This window comes from Serratia sp. JSRIV004, assembly GCF_019968705.1.
Classification (GTDB): Bacteria; Pseudomonadota; Gammaproteobacteria; order Enterobacterales; family Enterobacteriaceae; genus Chania; species Chania fonticola_B.
In genome coordinates this window covers 5,408,943-5,425,470 of the sequence record NZ_CP074140.1, presented here as the reverse complement: position 1 = coordinate 5,425,470, position 16,528 = coordinate 5,408,943, and the positions used below count along the sequence as shown (strand labels likewise).

Sequence of the window (16,528 nt, the reverse complement as noted above, 5' to 3'; positions counted from 1 at the left end):
GCAATAATAAAAACTGAGGATAGATCATGCATAAATTAAAGGTATTAGGCTCCGTGCTGGCCATCGGTCTGGCCGTATTTTCGCAGGCAACGTTAGCCAAGGAATATAAAATTGGCGCATCGCTGCTGACGCAACAGCATCCATTCTATATTGATCTGGCCGACGCAATGAAAGCGGAAGCCAAGAAAGACGACGTGGTGCTGAATATTTCCATTGCCAATCAGGACCTGAATAAACAACTCTCCGACGTAGAAGACTTTATTACCAAGAAGGTCGACGCCATTATTATTTCCCCGGTGGATTCCAAAGGCGTACAGGCGGCGATTATCAAAGCGGAGAAAGCCGGTATTCCGGTGATTACCGTTGATGTGGCCGCCGAGGGCGTGCCGGTGGTCACTCACGTGGCTACCGACAACTACGCCGGTGGTGTCGAAGCGGGCAAGCTGATGGGCAAACTGCTCAACGGTAAAGGCAAGGTAGCGATTATCGATTACCCAGCGCTGCAATCGGTAGTGGCACGTGTGGACGGCTTCAAGAAAGGGCTGGCCGATACGCCTGACGTGAAGATTGTGGCGATCCAAACCGGCATCACCCGGGCGGAAGCGTTAACCGTGGCGCAGAACATGATGCAGGCACACCCGGATCTGAACGGCCTGTTTGGTTTTGGTGATGATGCCGCGCTGGCTGCGGTGATCGCCGCCAAATCCGCGCGTAACGACAATATCAAGATCATCGGTTTCGACGGGATGAAAGAGGCTCGCGACGCCGTCGACAGCGACAAGACCTTCGTGGCAGTTATCCGCCAATACCCAGACCAAATGGGAGCCAAGGCAATTGATGCCGCCGTCGACCATTTGAATGGTAAACCTGTAGCGAAAATGATCCCGGTCGCACCTGGTGTTTACACCGGTAAATAGCCCCTCACCCCAGCCCTCTCCCACAGGGAGAGGGCGCTGTCCGGAGTATGCAGTTAGCCCATACAGCTTCGGAAAGTAGGGAGTAATAAGAAAGGCAGGGTATTACGCAGAGAAATCAGCGAACTCGATCGGTCCCCTCTCCCTGTGGGAGAGGGTTAGGGTGGGGGCTATTTGGGTGGAGGAAATCATGACGGATACGGTGCTGGCGGTAACGGATATAGCCAAAAGTTTCGGCCATGTTCATGCATTAAAAAATGTCAGCCTGAAAATACGCAAAGGTAAAGTCCATACGCTGCTCGGCGAAAATGGCGCCGGTAAATCCACGTTAATGAAAATATTGGCAGGCATTTATCCGCCGACCAAAGGAGAAATACGACTCAAAGGGCAGAGCGTCACTATTGCCAACCCCCAGCATTCCAGAAAGTTGGGTATCGCGATTATTTTTCAGGAGCTGAGCCTGAGCAATAATATGAGCGTAGCAGAGAATATCTATGCCAATAATGAGCCAACCCGTTTTGGTTTTATTAACGATGGTCAGATGGTGAATGATTGCCAGCGCCTGCTGGCGGACTTGGCCATTCCGCTCGATCCGCAGCAAATTGTCGGCACCATGTCGATGGCCCAGCGCCAACTGGTAGAGATTGCCAAGGCGCTGAGTTACCCGGCGGATGTCGTGATCATGGATGAACCCACGTCGTCCCTGAGCGATAACGAGGCGGACATCCTGTTTGGCATTATCGACAAGCTGAAACAGCGCGGCTGCGCGGTGATTTATATCTCGCACCGCATGGATGAGATCATACGGGTATCTGACGATATCTCGGTGCTGCGTGACGGCGAGTTCATCGCCACCCATGATAAACACCAAACCGATATTCACCGGCTGATTGCCCAGATGGTTGGCCGCGAAATGACCAATATCTACCCGCCACGCATCGGCGAACCTCCTTCAGCGGAGCAAGTGCCGGTGCTGGAAGTCAGGCAATTTTCGCAGGACAAACTGTTTCACGATATCCATTTCTCACTGCGTGCAGGTGAAGTGCTGGGCTTTTTTGGGCTGGTGGGATCGGGGCGTTCAGACGTGATGAAGGCAATTTTTGGCCTGACTGGCTATCAAGGTGAAATTCGCATCGATGAGGCGGTAGTCACTATTCGCAATCCAAAGCAGGCGATAGAGCATGGCATCGCCTTCGTGACGGAAAACCGCAAGGAGGAGGGGTTGGTGCTGATGCATGACGTCAGCATGAACACCCATCACGTGGCCTTTCAGTATGCGGGCTCCAGCCTGATCAACCATAAGCACGAAGAGGCGAAAACCCAGCAGGCAATCCGGCGGATGAACATCAAGGTCAGCTCGCCACATCAACTGGTCAGCACCCTGAGCGGGGGCAATCAGCAAAAGATCGTGCTGTCGAAATGGTTGGAAAAGGTGCCACGCATCTTAATTCTCGACGAGCCAACGCGCGGCGTGGATGTTGGCGCCAAGTTCGAGATTTATAACGTCATACGCCAGCTTGCTGCACAGGGCACTGCCATTATCTTGATCTCTTCCGAACTGCCGGAAGTCATGGCGCTCAGCGATCGGCTGGTGGTGATGCGCGCCAAGCAGATCGCCGACGTTTTTGCCACCGATGGACTCACGCAAACCCAGGTCATGACCGCAGCAACAGGAGTGAAATAATGAGCGATAAAGTGCTGGCCGCCGAGGGCCATTCGGCGTTCAACGGGCCAGGGAAACTGGCAAAAGCCGCCAAACAGTACGGCGGCATACTGGCGGGCCTGGTGGCCTTGGTGATCCTGTTCAGCGTGATCAACGACAGTTTCCTGAGCGTAAATAATATTACCAATATTATTTTGCAGGTCTCGATCATTGCCATCACCGCCTATGGCATGACTTACGTGCTGTTGCTGGGGGATATCGATCTTTCGGTGGGGTCAACCATTGCACTGGTTGGGACCTTTGCCGCACTCGGCCTGTCGTTTGGCATCCCGTTTATTCTGGTGATCCCGCTGTCGATTATGGCCGCGCTGGTGTTGGGCCTGGTTAACGGTAGCCTGACTGCGATGGCCGGTATCCCGTCGTTTATCGTTACCGTCGCGACGATGGGGATCTTCCGGGGTATCGCCTATATCGTCACCGATGGCACGCCGATCATGATCAAGAACGAGGCGTTTCTGGCGCTGGGTAACGGCGAGTTCCTCTATATCCCGATCCCCATCTGGATCCTGTTGGTGTTGCTGATCGTCAACCACTTCATCCTGTCGAAAACCACCTTTGGCCGCAAAATTTATATCACCGGCGGCAATAAAGAGGCCGCGATCTATTCGGGGATTAACGTTTCTGCGCTGAAAATAAAGGTCTTTATGATCACCGCCGTGATGGCGGGCATCAGCGGCATGATCCTGGCTTCACGGCTGTATTCCGGCCAGCCTAACGCCGCGCTGAGCTATGAGCTGGATGCCATTGCCGCCGCCGTGTTGGGGGGCACCAGCCTGAATGGCGGCTACGGCACGGTGATCGGCACCATGATCGGCGCGCTGACCATCGGGGTCATCAACAACGGTATGAATTTAATGAACGTGCCTTATTTCTATCAAATGGTGGTGAAGGGGCTGGTGATCCTTATCGCGGTGTATGTCGACGTCAGAAACAAGAAGAAACGTGGCTAACGATCACAGGCAGATTTGTATAAGGAACGGGACAATGAGAAAAATTTATACCATCGGCGAGATCCTGGTTGAGATCATGGCCGATAAGGTTGGCCAATCTTTTACCCATCCAGGCTTATGGAATGGTCCTTTCCCCAGTGGTGCCCCGGCGATTTTTATCGACCAGGTGACCAAGCTGGGCGGGCAGTGCGGCATTATCAGCTGCGTGGGTAACGACGGCTTCGGCACGCTGAATATCGAACGCCTAAAGGCTGACGGAGTGGATACGCGAGGCATCCGTGTGTTGCCGCATGAGACTACCGGCAGCGCCTTTGTTACCTACCACTCCAACGGCGATCGCGATTTTATTTTCAATATCAAGAACGCAGCCTGTGGGAAATTATCGGCCGAGCATGTGAATGCTGAACTGCTGCAGGACTGCCAGCACTTCCACATCATGGGTTCATCGCTGTTTTCCTTCCATATGGTGGATGCGGTGAAGAAGGCGGCGGGGATCGTCAAAGCGAACGGCGGCACCTTGTCTTTCGATCCGAATATCCGCAAGGAAATGCTCAATATCCCCGAGATGCGTGATGCGCTGCATTACGTGCTGGAGCTGACCGATATCTATATGCCGAGTGAAGGCGAAGTGATGCTGCTGTCCTCCCAAACCACGCTGGATGAGGCGATTGCTCGCTACCTGAAGGACGGCATTAAAGAAGTGGTGGTGAAACGCGGCAGTAAAGGGGCGAGCTATTATTCCGCGGATGAAACCCTGCATGTCGACAGCTATGCCGTAGACGAGGTTGATCCGACCGGGGCAGGCGACTGCTTTGGCGGCGCTTATATTGCTTGTCGGTTGCAGGGGCACGGCGTTTCCCAGGCGCTGCGCTATGCCAATGCCTGCGGCGCGCTGGCGGTGACCCGGCGTGGACCAATGGAAGGAACCTCTACCTTCGCTGAAATCGACGCTTTCTTGCAGCAGCAACGGACCGTGCCGGTCGGCGCGCTGTAAGTAACATTCCAACGTCCTGAATATTCAGTTCAGGACATTGCTTACCCTGTGACTTGAAAGGCGACGGGTAAATGAGGCCAAAAGTATGAAATCTATTATTAAGCAGCATAAAAGCGGCAAGCATATTGGCATCTGTTCGGTTTGCTCGGCACATCCGTTGGTGATCGAGGCCACGTTGCGTTTTGACCTGGCTAGCCAGCGTAAGGTATTGATTGAGGCCACCTCCAACCAGGTGAACCAATTCGGCGGTTACACCGGAATGAAACCGGCGGATTTCCGCGAGTTTGTGTATGCCATTGCCGCCAAGGTGGGGTTCCCACAATCACGGTTGATATTGGGGGGTGACCATCTTGGGCCGAACTGTTGGCAGGATGAACCGGCTGGGCTGGCGATGGAGAAAGCCGAACGCCTGATTGCCGATTACGTTCAGGCCGGGTTCAGTAAAATTCATCTGGATGCTTCCATGTCCTGCGCGGACGATCCGGTTCCTTTGCCGCCAACGGTGGTGGCCGAGCGTGCGGCACGGTTATGTGCGGTGGCGGAAGCTGCGGCCACTCCTGAGCAGCGGCACGCGCTGAGCTACGTGATAGGTACGGAAGTGCCGGTTCCAGGTGGGGAAAGCCACGCTATCGCTCAGGTACACGTCACGCGGCCACAGGATGCCGCCGAGACCATCGAGACGCATCGGCAGGCATTTGCTCGCTTAGGTTTGGAGCAGGCCATGGAGCGGGTGGTGGGGCTGGTGGTTCAACCGGGAGTCGAGTTCGACCATTCCACGGTGATCCACTACCAGCCGGAACAGGCGCGCCAGCTTTCCGCCATGATTGAGTCAACGCCGTTGGTGTTTGAGGCCCATTCTACGGATTATCAAACCCCGAAAGCGTTCCGCCAGTTGGTGCGCGATCACTTTGCGATCCTGAAAGTCGGCCCGGCGCTGACCTTTGCCCTGCGTGAGGCGATCTTCAGCCTGGCGCTGATCGAGAAGGAGCTGATCGCCGCAGAACAGCAGAGCCACGTGCTGGCGGTGATCGACAGCGTGATGCAGGATGAGCCCAAGTATTGGAAGAAGTATTACGATCCGCGTCATTCGAAGGCGATGATCGATCTGCACTACAGCCTGTCCGATCGGATCCGCTATTACTGGCCTGAAGCGCGCATCAGCGCGGCCATCGACAAGCTGGTGGCAAACCTGAGCGGGGTAACCATTCCGTTGGGTATGCTGAGCCAGTATTTTCCGCTGCAATTTCCACGCCTGATGGCTGGCGAGTGTGCTGGTGACCCACATAGCCTGATGATCGACAAGATCCAGGAAGTATTGCGTGCGTATGCCTATGGGTGTAATGAGCGGCAGGAAGAGGCGCTAAACGTGCTTTGAGGCAGAGACCCCAGCCCCAATAAAAAAACACCGCAGAAGTTCTCATGCGGTGTTTTTTATTAGCCCGATATCGTTAACCGATAATCAGGTTTCCTGCAGACCCAGCTTCTTCTCCAGATAGTGGATGTTGGTGCCACCATGCTGGAAGTTTTCGTCGGTCATGATCTTCTGCTGCAGTTCAACGTTGGTTTTGATGCCATCGATGATCAGCTCAGCCAGGGCGTTCTTCATGCGAGCAATTGCCACGTCACGGTTTTCACCGTAGGTGATCAGCTTGCCAATCATGGAGTCATAGTACGGCGGCACGGTATAGCCAGCGTAGATATGAGATTCCCAACGCACGCCGAAACCACCAGGAGCGTGGAAGCGGGTGATCTTGCCTGGGCTTGGCAGGAAGGTGTTCGGGTCTTCGGCGTTGATACGGCATTCCACCGCATGACCTTGTACCTTCACTTCGTCCTGTTTGATCGACAGTGGTTGACCGGCAGCGATACGCAGCTGCTCTTTGATCAGATCCACGCCGGTGATCATTTCGGTAACCGGGTGTTCCACCTGGATACGGGTGTTCATTTCAATGAAATAGAACTCGCCGTTCTCATACAGGAACTCAAAGGTACCCGCACCGCGATAGCCGATTTCCACACAGGCTTTTGAGCAGCGCTCGCCGATGTAGCGGCGCAGCTCTGGGGTGATCCCCGGTGCTGGTGCCTCTTCGACCACTTTCTGGTGGCGGCGCTGCATGGAGCAGTCACGTTCAGCCAGATAGATGGCGTTGCCCTGACCGTCTGCCAACACCTGAATTTCGATGTGGCGTGGGTTTTCCAGGTACTTCTCCATATACACCATGTCGTTGTTGAAAGCCGCTTTGGCTTCCGCTTTGGTCATGGAGATGGATTGCTCGAGATCTTTGTCGCCGCGCACTACGCGCATGCCGCGACCGCCGCCGCCACCGGAAGCCTTGATGATCACCGGATAACCGATGCGCTTGGCGAAGGCACGGTTTTTGTCCATGTCATCGGTCAGCGGGCCGTCGGAGCCTGGTACGCAAGGTACGCCGGCTTTTTTCATCGCGCTGATGGCAGAAACCTTGTCACCCATCAGGCGAATGGTTTCGGCGCGTGGGCCGATGAAGATAAAGCCAGAGCGCTCTACCTGCTCGGCAAAGTCGGCGTTCTCGGACAAGAAGCCATAACCCGGGTGGATCGCCACGGCGCCGGTAATTTCGGCGGCGGAGATGATGGCCGGGATGTTCAGATAGCTTTTAACTGACGGTGCAGGGCCGATACAAACGGTCTCATCCGCCAGCAGAACGTGTTTCAGATCGCGGTCGGCACTTGAGTGAACGGCAACGGTTTTGATGCCCAGTTCTTTACAAGCGCGCAGGATACGTAGCGCGATCTCGCCACGGTTGGCGATAACAATTTTATCTAGCATGGTGCGCCTCGTTATTCGATGACGACCAGTGGCTCGTCAAATTCAACCGGTTGGCCGTTTTCTACCAGGATCGCTTTAACCACACCGGATTTGTCAGCTTCAATCTGGTTCATCATTTTCATGGCTTCAACGATGCACAGAGTATCACCAGCATTCACTTTCTGGCCCACTTCCACGAAGGCTTTCGCGTCCGGGCTTGGGGTGCGGTAGAAGGTCCCTACCATTGGTGAACGAACGGTATGGCCACTCATGGCCGCTGGTGCTGCTGGGGTTTCTGCTGCAGCAGGGGCAACGGCGTTGGCCAGAGCAGGTTGCTGCTGCTGGGCTGGCATTGCGTACTGTTGCATCATTGGGTAAGCCTGCACCGGTGCGGCACGGCTGATGCGAACCGACTCTTCGCCTTCAGAGATTTCCAGTTCAGAAATGCCTGATTCTTCAACCAGTTCGATCAGTTTCTTGATTTTACGAATATCCATGAGTGTGATTCCGTACTCTTTTTGTGTAGCAATTAGTGGGTTTTTGACAAACGGCGAACCGCTGCCTGTAAAGCAAATGTGTAGCCATCCGCGCCGAGGCCACAGATCACGCCTACCGCGATATCAGACAGGTAGGAGTGATGACGGAAAGGCTCACGAGCGTACACGTTGGACAGGTGGATCTCGATAAACGGGATCTGTACTGCCAACAGTGCATCGCGCAACGCCACGCTGGTGTGCGTGAATGCGGCAGCGTTAATCAGGATAAAATCCGTATTGCCGCGTGCCTGATGAATGCGTTCGATGAGCGCATGCTCGGCGTTGGACTGCAGGTGACTCAGGGTGATATCTAGCGCGAGCGCCTGGTTTTCCAATCCGTTAACAATCTCTGCCAGCGTAGCGCTGCCGTACTTTTCCGGCTCACGCGCCCCCAGCAGATTGAGATTGGGGCCGTTCAGAAGCAAAATGTGAAACTTATCCGCCATTGTGCTGGTATCTCCGGCAATAAAACCATCATCGTAGAAAATAACCCGATGTCACCGATTTGTCACCTGTTACGCGCAGATTTTACAGCTGCGACAGGGACAAGGTCGGGCATTATAACGATATCGTGGCAATTCGCAGCTAAATACTGGTCTTATCAGCGAAGATATTCAACCCTAAATCAGCAAACACCAAGTGCCGCTATTGGATTATGAGGGGTAGAACACAGAAAAGTTCCGCTCCCCGACCTGGGATTTTTACCGTCAATCTTGCCGGTTTTAGCGCGGTTTACGCCACCACGAGCGGAATTTCTTGTAACGCAGAGCTAACAGCAGCAGCGCCAGCGACGCATAAATAAAAGGCTGCGGTGACAACGTTTTTACCGACCAAAGGTAGTGGATCGGTGCCAGGATCGCCACCAGATAGACGAAGTTGTGCAACTTCTGCCAGTTGGCCCCCAATTTACGCTGCGCCCATAGCGTTGAGGTGGCCGCCAGAGCCAGCAAAATCAACCAGCAGAGGATACCTAGCGTCAGATAGGGGCGGGTTACCAGTTCGCGCCCCAGCAAGCCAATATTGCTCAGCCCCAGTTCCAGCGTCGAGTAGCTTACCAGATGCAAGGTTCCCCAGGCAAAACACCACAAACCCAGCAGGCGTCGGCAACGGATCAGCAACGGCTGGCGTGCGTAGCGGGCCAATGGAGTGACGAGCAGGGTGGCCAGCAGCAATTTCAACGTCATCCTGCCGGTAAAATGCTGGATATCCTTGGCCGGATCGGCGCTCAACCAGCCCTGTTCGACGGACAACACCAGCCACAGAAAGGGCAGGAATGCCGCCAGGTAGATGGCAACTTTTAGCCAGGTGATCTGCTTGGGGGTTAAGCGCACTCAGAAGTTCTCCCGTAAATCGAGGCCGCGATAGAGCGAAGCCACCTGATCGGCATAACCGTTAAACAGCAGCGTCGGCTGGCGTTTCACATCCAGAATGCCGCCGGAACCGATAAAGCGTTCGGTGGCCTGCGACCAGCGCGGATGATCGACATGGGGATTCACGTTGGCGTAAAAACCATATTCGTTGGGCGCAGACAGATTCCAGGTGGTTGGCGGTTGTTCGCGGGTCAGGGTGATCTGTACGATAGACTTGATGCCTTTGAAGCCGTACTTCCATGGGGTGATCAGGCGCACCGGAGCACCGTTTTGCGGTGGCAGCATCTTGCCATACACGCCCACGGTCAACAGAGCCAGTGGATGCATGGCTTCATCAAGGCGCAAACCTTCGACATAGGGATACTTGAGGCCACCACCAATAAAGCGATCTTTCTGGCCTGGCATCTGCTCTGGATCGTACAGCGTTTGAAAAGCCACGTAACGCGCATTGCTGTTGGGTTCCGCCAGATTAAGCAGTTTGCCCAGCTCAAAGCCGATCCACGGCACCACCATCGACCAGGCTTCGACGCAGCGCATGCGATAAATGCGTTGCTCCAGCGGGAAACGCTTGAGTAAATCGTCGATGTCCAGCGTTATAGGCTTGCCGACTTCGCCGTCGATTTTCACCTTCCAGTCCGTCGTTTTCAGGGAGCCTGCGTTGGCCGCGGGATCGGCCTTATCCAGGCCAAATTCGTAGAAATTATTGTACCCCATGACTTTTTCTTCCGGTGTCAGCTCCAGCTTGGCTTGCCAGGCTTCGGGCTTGCTGAAGTCTAGCGGTTTGCCTGCTGGAGCCGGGGGCCGATCGTTACCTTTGAACCAGGAAAGCAAGTCGGCCTGTGCCTGGATGGGCAAAGCCAGTGAGGCTGCCGTGATCCCTAGCGCCTGGAGCACCTTGCGCCGCTGATAGAACACGCTTTCCGGCGTGACATCGGCTTCGGTCAGTTTTCGCTGTTGTTTCATTTTTTATCTCCGCAAGTGATGGTGTAAGCATGGCGTGAAAGCCAACTTTCTGCGAGAGGGGGGATGTAAAGAGAGGTAAACGAGAGGTAATTTCTTGTGGGGAAAAAGCGGGCGCCGGATGCGGCGCCCCACAGATTATGAACGGATTTTTACCAGGGTGCGGCCAGTGATCTGATTGTTCATCAGCGCGGTAGCCGCGGCAGGCACGTCTTCCAGCTGAATTTCCTGGGTGGCTTGATCATAGAAACTTTCTGGCAGAATACCGGCCAGACGTTCCCAGGCGGTTTGGCGACGATGCAGCGGCGTCAGCACCGAATCAACGCCTTGCAGACGCACGTTACGCAAGATAAACGGCATCACGGTAGTCGGCAACTGATAGCCTCCCGCCAGGCCGCAGGCGGCAACGGTGCCGTTATAATTCATCTGCGCCAGCACGCGAGCCAGCAATTTGTCGCCGACGGTGTCGATGGCGCCGGCCCACAGCTGTTTCTCCAGCGGGCGCGGTGTTTCAATATATTCGCTACGGGGCAGCACGGTTTTGGCACCGAGGGATTTCAGATAGTCGGTATTGCTGTCGCGCCCGCTGATGGCGGTGACGCTATAGCCCAGTGCGGACAGTAGGGCGACCGCCGTGCTCCCCACGCCGCCGCTGGCTCCGGTGACCAGCACGTCGCCGTCCTCCGGTTTCACTCCGCCTTCTTCCAGTGCCATCACGCACAGCATGGCGGTAAAGCCGGCGGTGCCGAGGATCATCGCTTTGCGTTCACACAGCCCTTTTGGCAGTGGTACCAGCCATTCGCCGCTAACGCGGGCCTGTTCGCCCAACCCGCCCCAGTGATTTTCGCCAACGCCCCAGCCGGTGAGTACTACGCTCTGGCCTGGTTTAAAACGCGGATCTTTGCTGCTGTGTACTAGGCCTGCAAAATCGATACCAGGCACCATTGGGAAGTGACGAATGATTTTCCCCGTGCCGGTGATCGCCAGGGCATCCTTATAGTTGAGGCTGGACCAGTTGACGTCGACCGTCACATCCCCTTCTGGCAACTGCTCACTATCAATATTCTTGACTTGTGCCAGGGTTTTTTCGCCATCTTGTTCCAATAATAATACGCGCATGCATCGCTCCCCGCTTTTTCATATATTATATGAATGTATGGTTCAGTATTGTCTGACTATATGCATAATAAAAAAGCCTGTCCTGATAAAGGACAAAAAAAGAGTGTTTAATGGTTTTCTTCGTCGGTCAGGCTTGATAGCTTTGTATGAGCTAACCTGATGCTTGGCAAAGAAATTGAAGTCGCTTCATGATTTTTAATATCAGGGTATTGCGTTGTTTTCAATCGAGCAGGAACGGGGCCTTGGAACTTCAAAAGGTGGCTCTTCATTTTATCATCGCGCAGAAGGCACAGGGATGAGATTTACAACCAAACTCTCTGCACTAATCACCCTGCTCGTCGCATTGGCTATGTTTTTGATGCTGATGGGGTGTTCATACAGTTTCTTTTACGTGACTCAGGAGCGCCTAGAGCGTCGTTTTGAAGCCCTGGCCACCTCCATCGATCAGGCAATGCTGCTGCAACCGCTGCAGGCTCAGGATAACTGGCTGCCCCTGGTGATGCGGCCGCTAGGCATCGTGGCGATTAATGTCGATACCGAAACCAGCAACCTTTTCTCCTACAGCCTACCGACCATCAAAGCCCCCTGGGCATCGCTGGCTGGCTACCGCCAAACCTCGTTGACCATGATGCATCACCCCGGCACCCGGGTAAGTGTCACCTACCTCGATCCGTTCGCCAGCGACGTGCGTTCATTGCAGTCCACGGCGGCGGTCACGCTGTCGATCGTCATCATGGTGGTGATACTGCTGTTCAGTTTACGCTGGCTGCGTGAACAGGCGGTAGGTGAAGATCGCCTGGAACGCCGGGCGCGGCGCATTCTCAACGGCGAACGTGAACAGGTGCTGAAGGGAGATGTTCGCGAATGGCCCGCCAGCGTCAGCGGTGCGTTGGATCGGCTGCTGGCCGATCTGGCCGAAGCGCGTGAGGAGCGCAGCCGGGTAGATACCCTGATCCGTGCTTTTGCCGCTCAGGATGCGAAAACTGGCCTCAATAACCGGTTGTTCTTTGATAACCAGCTCACCACTCAGTTGGAAGATGTCGGGTCACACGGCATCGTCATGATGGTGCGCCTGCCAGATTTCGATACCCTGCGTGAAATTCACGGCAATGCCGCGGTGCAGGAGCTGATGTATTCGTTGGTCAACCTGCTGTCCACCTTTGTCATGCGTTACCCTGCCGCCTTGCTGGCCCGTTATTTCCACAGTGATTTTACCGTTCTGCTGCCACACCGCACGCTGAAGGAAGCGGACGGCATCGCGGCGCAACTGGTCAACGCGATCGACTCCTTGCCCTCAACAGCGTTGATTGACCGTGAGGCGTTCTTGCATATTGGTATTGTGGCCTATCGCAGCGGGCAGACCCCGGAAGAGATCATCGATTACGCCGAACAGGCAACCCGTCATGCCGTACTGCAAGGCGAAAACGGCTGGTACGTCTATGACAGCAATGTGCCGGAGAAAGGGCGCGGCAGCGTTAAATGGCGCACTCTGCTGGAACAGGTGCTGGCGCGCGGTGGCCCTCGTTTATATCAAAAACCGGCGGTGACGGTGGAAGGCGATGTGCATCACCGCGAAATCATGAGCCGGATTTATGATGGCGCACAGGAACTGTTGCCTGCCGAGTACATGCCGCTGGTCAATCAGCTTGGCTTGGCGGAAAGCTATGACCGCCAGCAGATGAATCGGATTATTCCTTTATTGGCGCTGTGGCCGGAAGAGACGCTGGCGTTTCCACTATGCGTTGATTCATTATTGCAGCGCAGTTTCCAACGTTGGCTGCGCGATACCCTGTTACAGTGTGAAAAAAGTCACCGCAGGCGAATTCTGATTGAACTTGCAGAGGCAGATGTGTGTCAACATATCGACCGTTTGCGTCCGGTGCTGCGATTGCTGACCGGATTGGGCTGTCGTCTGGCGGTTTCTCAGGCCGGGTTGACGGTGGTGAGTACCTCTTATATCAAGTCGTTACCGGTGGAGATCGTCAAGCTTCACCCAGGGTTGGTACGGAGTATTGACCGGCGGGATGAGAATCAGCTGTTCGTTCAGAGCTTGACCGGTGCCTGCGAAGGTACTCAAGCGAAGGTTTTTGCTGCCAGCGTGCGTACGCGCAATGAATGGCAGACGCTGAAAGAGCGCGGGATCCTAGGTGGGCAGGGGGACTTTTTCGCTTCGCCAGAGCCGATCGATATAGCTCGCAAAAAATATTCGCGTCGATATCGTGTTTAACCTGATGACCGGGCAAAAATTAACGTAGAATGGCCCGTCTTTTCCTGTGGGCGTCAGTAGGTGCTTACCACCGGTGACAATCAGGAAAAATGTTAGATTTTATGAGCTGTGTTACTGCCGTTTGGTACGTTGATTTGGTGGCTAGCTGAGCCTTTGTTGAGGGATATCAGGCCCCATTCGCTTTCCGTGCATTCGGTCACAAATAACGCAGACTAATTTTCACCGAAGTAGGACGTTTTTGCGCCTTGTCGCTGCTTCGTGTGGTTGGTAAAGTAGGCGGATTTTATTTTCCGCCCCCAGCTTGCAGGATTATCCTTTCGTTATGTTTAAGAAATTTCGTGGCATGTTTTCTAATGACTTGTCCATCGACTTGGGTACCGCCAATACCCTGATTTATGTTAAAGGACAAGGCATTGTACTGAATGAACCGTCGGTGGTTGCCATTCGTCAGGATCGTGCCGGCTCACCCAAGAGCGTTGCGGCCGTAGGTCATGACGCCAAGCAGATGCTGGGGCGTACGCCTGGCAATATCGCGGCTATTCGCCCAATGAAAGACGGCGTGATCGCCGACTTCTTTGTCACCGAAAAAATGCTGCAGCATTTCATCAAGCAAGTTCACAGCAACAGCTTTATGCGCCCAAGCCCGCGCGTACTGGTTTGCGTACCTGTTGGTGCCACCCAGGTTGAACGCCGTGCGATCCGTGAGTCCGCTCAGGGCGCAGGCGCGCGTGAAGTCTTCCTGATTGAAGAGCCTATGGCTGCGGCGATCGGTGCGGGTCTGCCAGTATCGGAAGCCACTGGCTCCATGGTGGTTGATATCGGTGGTGGTACTACTGAAGTGGCGGTGATCTCGCTTAACGGTGTGGTGTACTCCTCTTCCGTGCGTATCGGCGGTGACCGCTTTGACGAAGCCATCATTAATTATGTGCGCCGTAACTACGGTTCACTGATCGGTGAAGCTACCGCAGAACGTATCAAGCACGGTATCGGCTCGGCCTATCCGGATGACGAAGTGCGTGAAATTGAAGTGCGTGGCCGTAACCTGGCAGAAGGTGTGCCGCGTGGCTTCACCATGAACTCCAATGAAATTCTCGAAGCTTTGCAGGAACCTCTGACCGGTATCGTCAGCGCGGTCATGGTTGCGCTGGAACAGTGCCCACCGGAACTGGCTTCCGATATCTCCGAACGCGGTATGGTGCTGACCGGTGGTGGCGCATTGCTGCGTAACCTGGATCGCCTGCTGATGGAAGAGACCGGTATCCCGGTAGTGGTGGCTGAAGATCCTCTCACCTGTGTGGCTCGCGGTGGTGGCAAGGCGTTGGAAATGATCGACATGCATGGCGGCGATTTGTTCAGCGAAGAATAGTGAGCAGCCCCAGAATGGAGGGATCGTAGCGGATGACGGCATTAACCTGGCATCTGGTGCGTTCCCCTTTCTGTTGTCGAGGAACGTGCATAATTTATGAAGCCGATTTTTAGCAGGGGGCCTTCCCTGCAACTACGACTTTTCCTGGCAGTGATCGTGGCGATTGCGTTGATCGTTGCCGACAGCCGGCTCGGTACGTTCGTTAAAATACGAAACTACATGGACACCGCCGTCAGCCCTTTTTACTTCTTGGCTAACGGGCCGCGTAAAGTTTTGGACAGCGTATCGGAAACGCTGGCTACCCGCCAACAGCTAGAGCTGGAAAACCGTGCTCTGCGGCAGGAACTGTTACTCAAAAACAGCGATAATCTTCTTCTTGGCCAATTCAAACAGGAAAATGCCCGTTTGCGTGAGCTGTTAGGCTCGCCGTTGCGCCAGGACGAACACAAAATGGTCACTCAGGTGATCTCTACCGGTTCAGACCCCTATAGCGATCAGGTCGTGATTGATAAAGGGTCGGACAACGGGGTTTATGAAGGCCAGCCGGTTATCAGTGATAAAGGCGTGGTCGGGCAGGTGGTGGCGGTGGCTAAAATGACCAGCCGCGTCCTGCTGATCTGTGATGCTTCCCATGCGTTGCCGATCCAGGTATTGCGCAATGATATCCGGGTGATTGCCGCAGGCAGTGGCTGTACGGATGACCTGCAGCTGGAACATCTGCCGGGCAATACCGATATCCGCGTCGGGGATGTGCTGGTCACCTCCGGTTTGGGCGGGCGCTTCCCGGAAGGGTATCCGGTCGCTGTGGTGTCCTCGGTAAAAGTGGATAACCAACGCGCCTATACCGTGATCCAGGCGCGGCCAACCGCTGGTCTGCAACGCCTGCGCTATCTGTTGTTGCTATGGGGCGCCGATCGCAACGGCACCATGCCGCTGCCGCCGGAGGAAGTTCACCGTGTTGCCAATGAACGCCTGATGCAGATGATGCCGCAGGTATTGCCACCGGCTGATGCCATGGGCCCACCGGCTCCGCTGCCGGCTCCCGCTACCGGTACCGTTCAGCCGCCACCGGTGGGGGCAACCCGATGAATCGCTATCGCAGCAACGGGCGCTGGATTATCTGGCTGTCATTCCTGGTAGCATTAGTGCTGCAAATCATGCCGTGGCCGGACCAAATCTACATGTTCCGGCCATCCTGGCTGCTGCTGATCCTCACTTACTGGGTGATGGCGTTACCCCATCGGGTTAACGTCGGCACCGGCTTTATCCTGGGGTTGATCATGGATCTGATCCTGGGTTCCACGCTCGGCGTGCGTGCGCTGGCCATGGGCATCATCGCCTATCTCGTCGCGTTCAAATTCCAATTATTCCGCAATATGGCCCTGTGGCAGCAAGCGCTGATCGTCGTGCTGCTATCATTGGCCATGGACGTGGTGGTGTTCTGGGCGGAGTTTTTAGTGATCAACGTCTCTTTCCGCCCCGAGGTGTTCTGGAGTAGTGTGGTCAACGGCGTGCTTTGGCCGTGGTTATTCCTGCTGATGCGCAAGATCCGCCGTCAGTTTGCCGTACAATGAGGTTATA

General features: G+C 54.9%; 15 protein-coding genes. 9 read left to right on the top strand and 6 right to left on the bottom strand.

Annotation, left to right across the window (positions count from 1 at the left end; translation table 11 throughout):
- Nucleotides 1-26: 26 nt before the first annotated feature.
- The 5 genes from KGP21_RS25740 (at nt 27) to gatZ (ending at nt 5,956) form a co-directional block, all read left to right on the top strand.
- Nucleotides 27-917 carry a substrate-binding domain-containing protein gene (locus tag KGP21_RS25740; RefSeq protein ID WP_098929671.1) on the top strand — a complete coding sequence of 297 codons (891 nt, stop codon included), beginning with the start codon at nt 27-29 and terminating at the stop codon, nt 915-917.
- Between the two features lie 187 nt (nt 918-1,104).
- On the top strand, nt 1,105-2,598 hold the full coding sequence (locus KGP21_RS25735) for a sugar ABC transporter ATP-binding protein (RefSeq protein WP_209529577.1): 1,494 nt from the start codon (nt 1,105-1,107) through the stop codon (nt 2,596-2,598).
- Nucleotides 2,598-3,587 carry an ABC transporter permease gene (locus tag KGP21_RS25730; RefSeq protein WP_059199005.1) on the top strand — a complete coding sequence of 330 codons (990 nt, stop codon included), beginning with the start codon at nt 2,598-2,600 and terminating at the stop codon, nt 3,585-3,587. Before KGP21_RS25735 ends, KGP21_RS25730 begins: the two co-directional genes overlap by 1 nt.
- A gap of 34 nt (nt 3,588-3,621) precedes the next feature.
- Entirely contained in the window at nt 3,622-4,581 is a 960-nt protein-coding gene (locus tag KGP21_RS25725) for a sugar kinase (RefSeq protein WP_115159786.1), read from the top strand.
- A gap of 85 nt (nt 4,582-4,666) precedes the next feature.
- Entirely contained in the window at nt 4,667-5,956 is a 1,290-nt protein-coding gene (gene gatZ, locus KGP21_RS25720; RefSeq protein WP_094981529.1) for a tagatose-bisphosphate aldolase subunit GatZ, read from the top strand.
- A gap of 84 nt (nt 5,957-6,040) precedes the next feature.
- Here gatZ and accC read toward each other — a convergent pair whose 3' ends face one another.
- From accC to KGP21_RS25690, 6 genes are all read right to left on the bottom strand, one after another.
- A complete protein-coding gene (gene accC, locus KGP21_RS25715; RefSeq protein WP_021180772.1) occupies nt 6,041-7,390 on the bottom strand; it encodes an acetyl-CoA carboxylase biotin carboxylase subunit in 1,350 nt (449 codons plus the stop codon).
- A gap of 11 nt (nt 7,391-7,401) precedes the next feature.
- Nucleotides 7,402-7,866 carry an acetyl-CoA carboxylase biotin carboxyl carrier protein gene (gene accB / locus KGP21_RS25710; protein ID WP_059199002.1) on the bottom strand — a complete coding sequence of 155 codons (465 nt, stop codon included), beginning with the start codon at nt 7,864-7,866 and terminating at the stop codon, nt 7,402-7,404.
- Nucleotides 7,867-7,898: 32 nt separating this feature from the next.
- Complete coding sequence (aroQ, locus tag KGP21_RS25705) at nt 7,899-8,351, bottom strand: type II 3-dehydroquinate dehydratase (RefSeq protein WP_021180770.1); 453 nt, start codon at nt 8,349-8,351, stop codon at nt 7,899-7,901.
- A 276-nt stretch (nt 8,352-8,627) separates the two neighbouring features.
- Nucleotides 8,628-9,236, bottom strand: a complete 609-nt coding sequence (gene msrQ, locus KGP21_RS25700) for a protein-methionine-sulfoxide reductase heme-binding subunit MsrQ (RefSeq protein WP_218520224.1) — start codon at nt 9,234-9,236, stop codon at nt 8,628-8,630.
- Nucleotides 9,237-10,238 (bottom strand): protein-methionine-sulfoxide reductase catalytic subunit MsrP, encoded by a 1,002-nt coding sequence (msrP, locus tag KGP21_RS25695; RefSeq protein ID WP_218520225.1) that lies wholly within the window; start codon nt 10,236-10,238, stop codon nt 9,237-9,239. It abuts the gene before it with no gap.
- A 135-nt stretch (nt 10,239-10,373) separates the two neighbouring features.
- Nucleotides 10,374-11,354: an MDR family oxidoreductase gene (locus tag KGP21_RS25690; protein WP_059199000.1), complete on the bottom strand. Its 981-nt coding sequence runs from the start codon at nt 11,352-11,354 to the stop codon at nt 10,374-10,376.
- Nucleotides 11,355-11,649: 295 nt separating this feature from the next.
- Between KGP21_RS25690 and csrD the strand changes: the two genes are divergently transcribed.
- From csrD to mreD, 4 genes are all read left to right on the top strand, one after another.
- The gene (csrD, locus tag KGP21_RS25685; RefSeq protein WP_021807014.1) at nt 11,650-13,581 is read left to right on the top strand and encodes an RNase E specificity factor CsrD; all 1,932 of its coding nucleotides are present in this window, start codon (nt 11,650-11,652) and stop codon (nt 13,579-13,581) included.
- A gap of 322 nt (nt 13,582-13,903) precedes the next feature.
- Nucleotides 13,904-14,947 carry a rod shape-determining protein MreB gene (gene mreB, locus KGP21_RS25680; RefSeq protein ID WP_021180765.1) on the top strand — a complete coding sequence of 348 codons (1,044 nt, stop codon included), beginning with the start codon at nt 13,904-13,906 and terminating at the stop codon, nt 14,945-14,947.
- Between the two features lie 96 nt (nt 14,948-15,043).
- Complete coding sequence (gene mreC / locus KGP21_RS25675; protein WP_021180764.1) at nt 15,044-16,036, top strand: rod shape-determining protein MreC; 993 nt, start codon at nt 15,044-15,046, stop codon at nt 16,034-16,036.
- Nucleotides 16,033-16,521: a rod shape-determining protein MreD gene (gene mreD / locus KGP21_RS25670; protein WP_021180763.1), complete on the top strand. Its 489-nt coding sequence runs from the start codon at nt 16,033-16,035 to the stop codon at nt 16,519-16,521. The genes mreC and mreD overlap by 4 nt, the downstream gene beginning before the upstream one ends.
- The last annotated feature ends 7 nt before the right edge of the window (nt 16,522-16,528 follow it).

What these genes read in the sequence shown, in the direction of transcription:
- gatZ (WP_094981529.1), top strand. Translation starts at nt 4,667, where the DNA reads ATGAAATCTATTATTAAGCAGCATAAAAGCGGCAAGCATATTGGCATC.
- KGP21_RS25725 (WP_115159786.1), top strand. Translation starts at nt 3,622, where the DNA reads ATGAGAAAAATTTATACCATCGGCGAGATCCTGGTTGAGATCATGGCC.
- KGP21_RS25735 (WP_209529577.1), top strand. Translation starts at nt 1,105, where the DNA reads ATGACGGATACGGTGCTGGCGGTAACGGATATAGCCAAAAGTTTCGGC.
- accC (WP_021180772.1), bottom strand. Translation starts at nt 7,390, where the DNA reads ATGCTAGATAAAATTGTTATCGCCAACCGTGGCGAGATCGCGCTACGT.
- KGP21_RS25740 (WP_098929671.1), top strand. Translation starts at nt 27, where the DNA reads ATGCATAAATTAAAGGTATTAGGCTCCGTGCTGGCCATCGGTCTGGCC.
- mreC (WP_021180764.1), top strand. Translation starts at nt 15,044, where the DNA reads ATGAAGCCGATTTTTAGCAGGGGGCCTTCCCTGCAACTACGACTTTTC.
- KGP21_RS25690 (WP_059199000.1), bottom strand. Translation starts at nt 11,354, where the DNA reads ATGCGCGTATTATTATTGGAACAAGATGGCGAAAAAACCCTGGCACAA.
- mreD (WP_021180763.1), top strand. Translation starts at nt 16,033, where the DNA reads ATGAATCGCTATCGCAGCAACGGGCGCTGGATTATCTGGCTGTCATTC.
- csrD (WP_021807014.1), top strand. Translation starts at nt 11,650, where the DNA reads ATGAGATTTACAACCAAACTCTCTGCACTAATCACCCTGCTCGTCGCA.
- KGP21_RS25730 (WP_059199005.1), top strand. Translation starts at nt 2,598, where the DNA reads ATGAGCGATAAAGTGCTGGCCGCCGAGGGCCATTCGGCGTTCAACGGG.
- msrP (WP_218520225.1), bottom strand. Translation starts at nt 10,238, where the DNA reads ATGAAACAACAGCGAAAACTGACCGAAGCCGATGTCACGCCGGAAAGC.
- aroQ (WP_021180770.1), bottom strand. Translation starts at nt 8,351, where the DNA reads ATGGCGGATAAGTTTCACATTTTGCTTCTGAACGGCCCCAATCTCAAT.
- accB (WP_059199002.1), bottom strand. Translation starts at nt 7,866, where the DNA reads ATGGATATTCGTAAAATCAAGAAACTGATCGAACTGGTTGAAGAATCA.
- mreB (WP_021180765.1), top strand. Translation starts at nt 13,904, where the DNA reads ATGTTTAAGAAATTTCGTGGCATGTTTTCTAATGACTTGTCCATCGAC.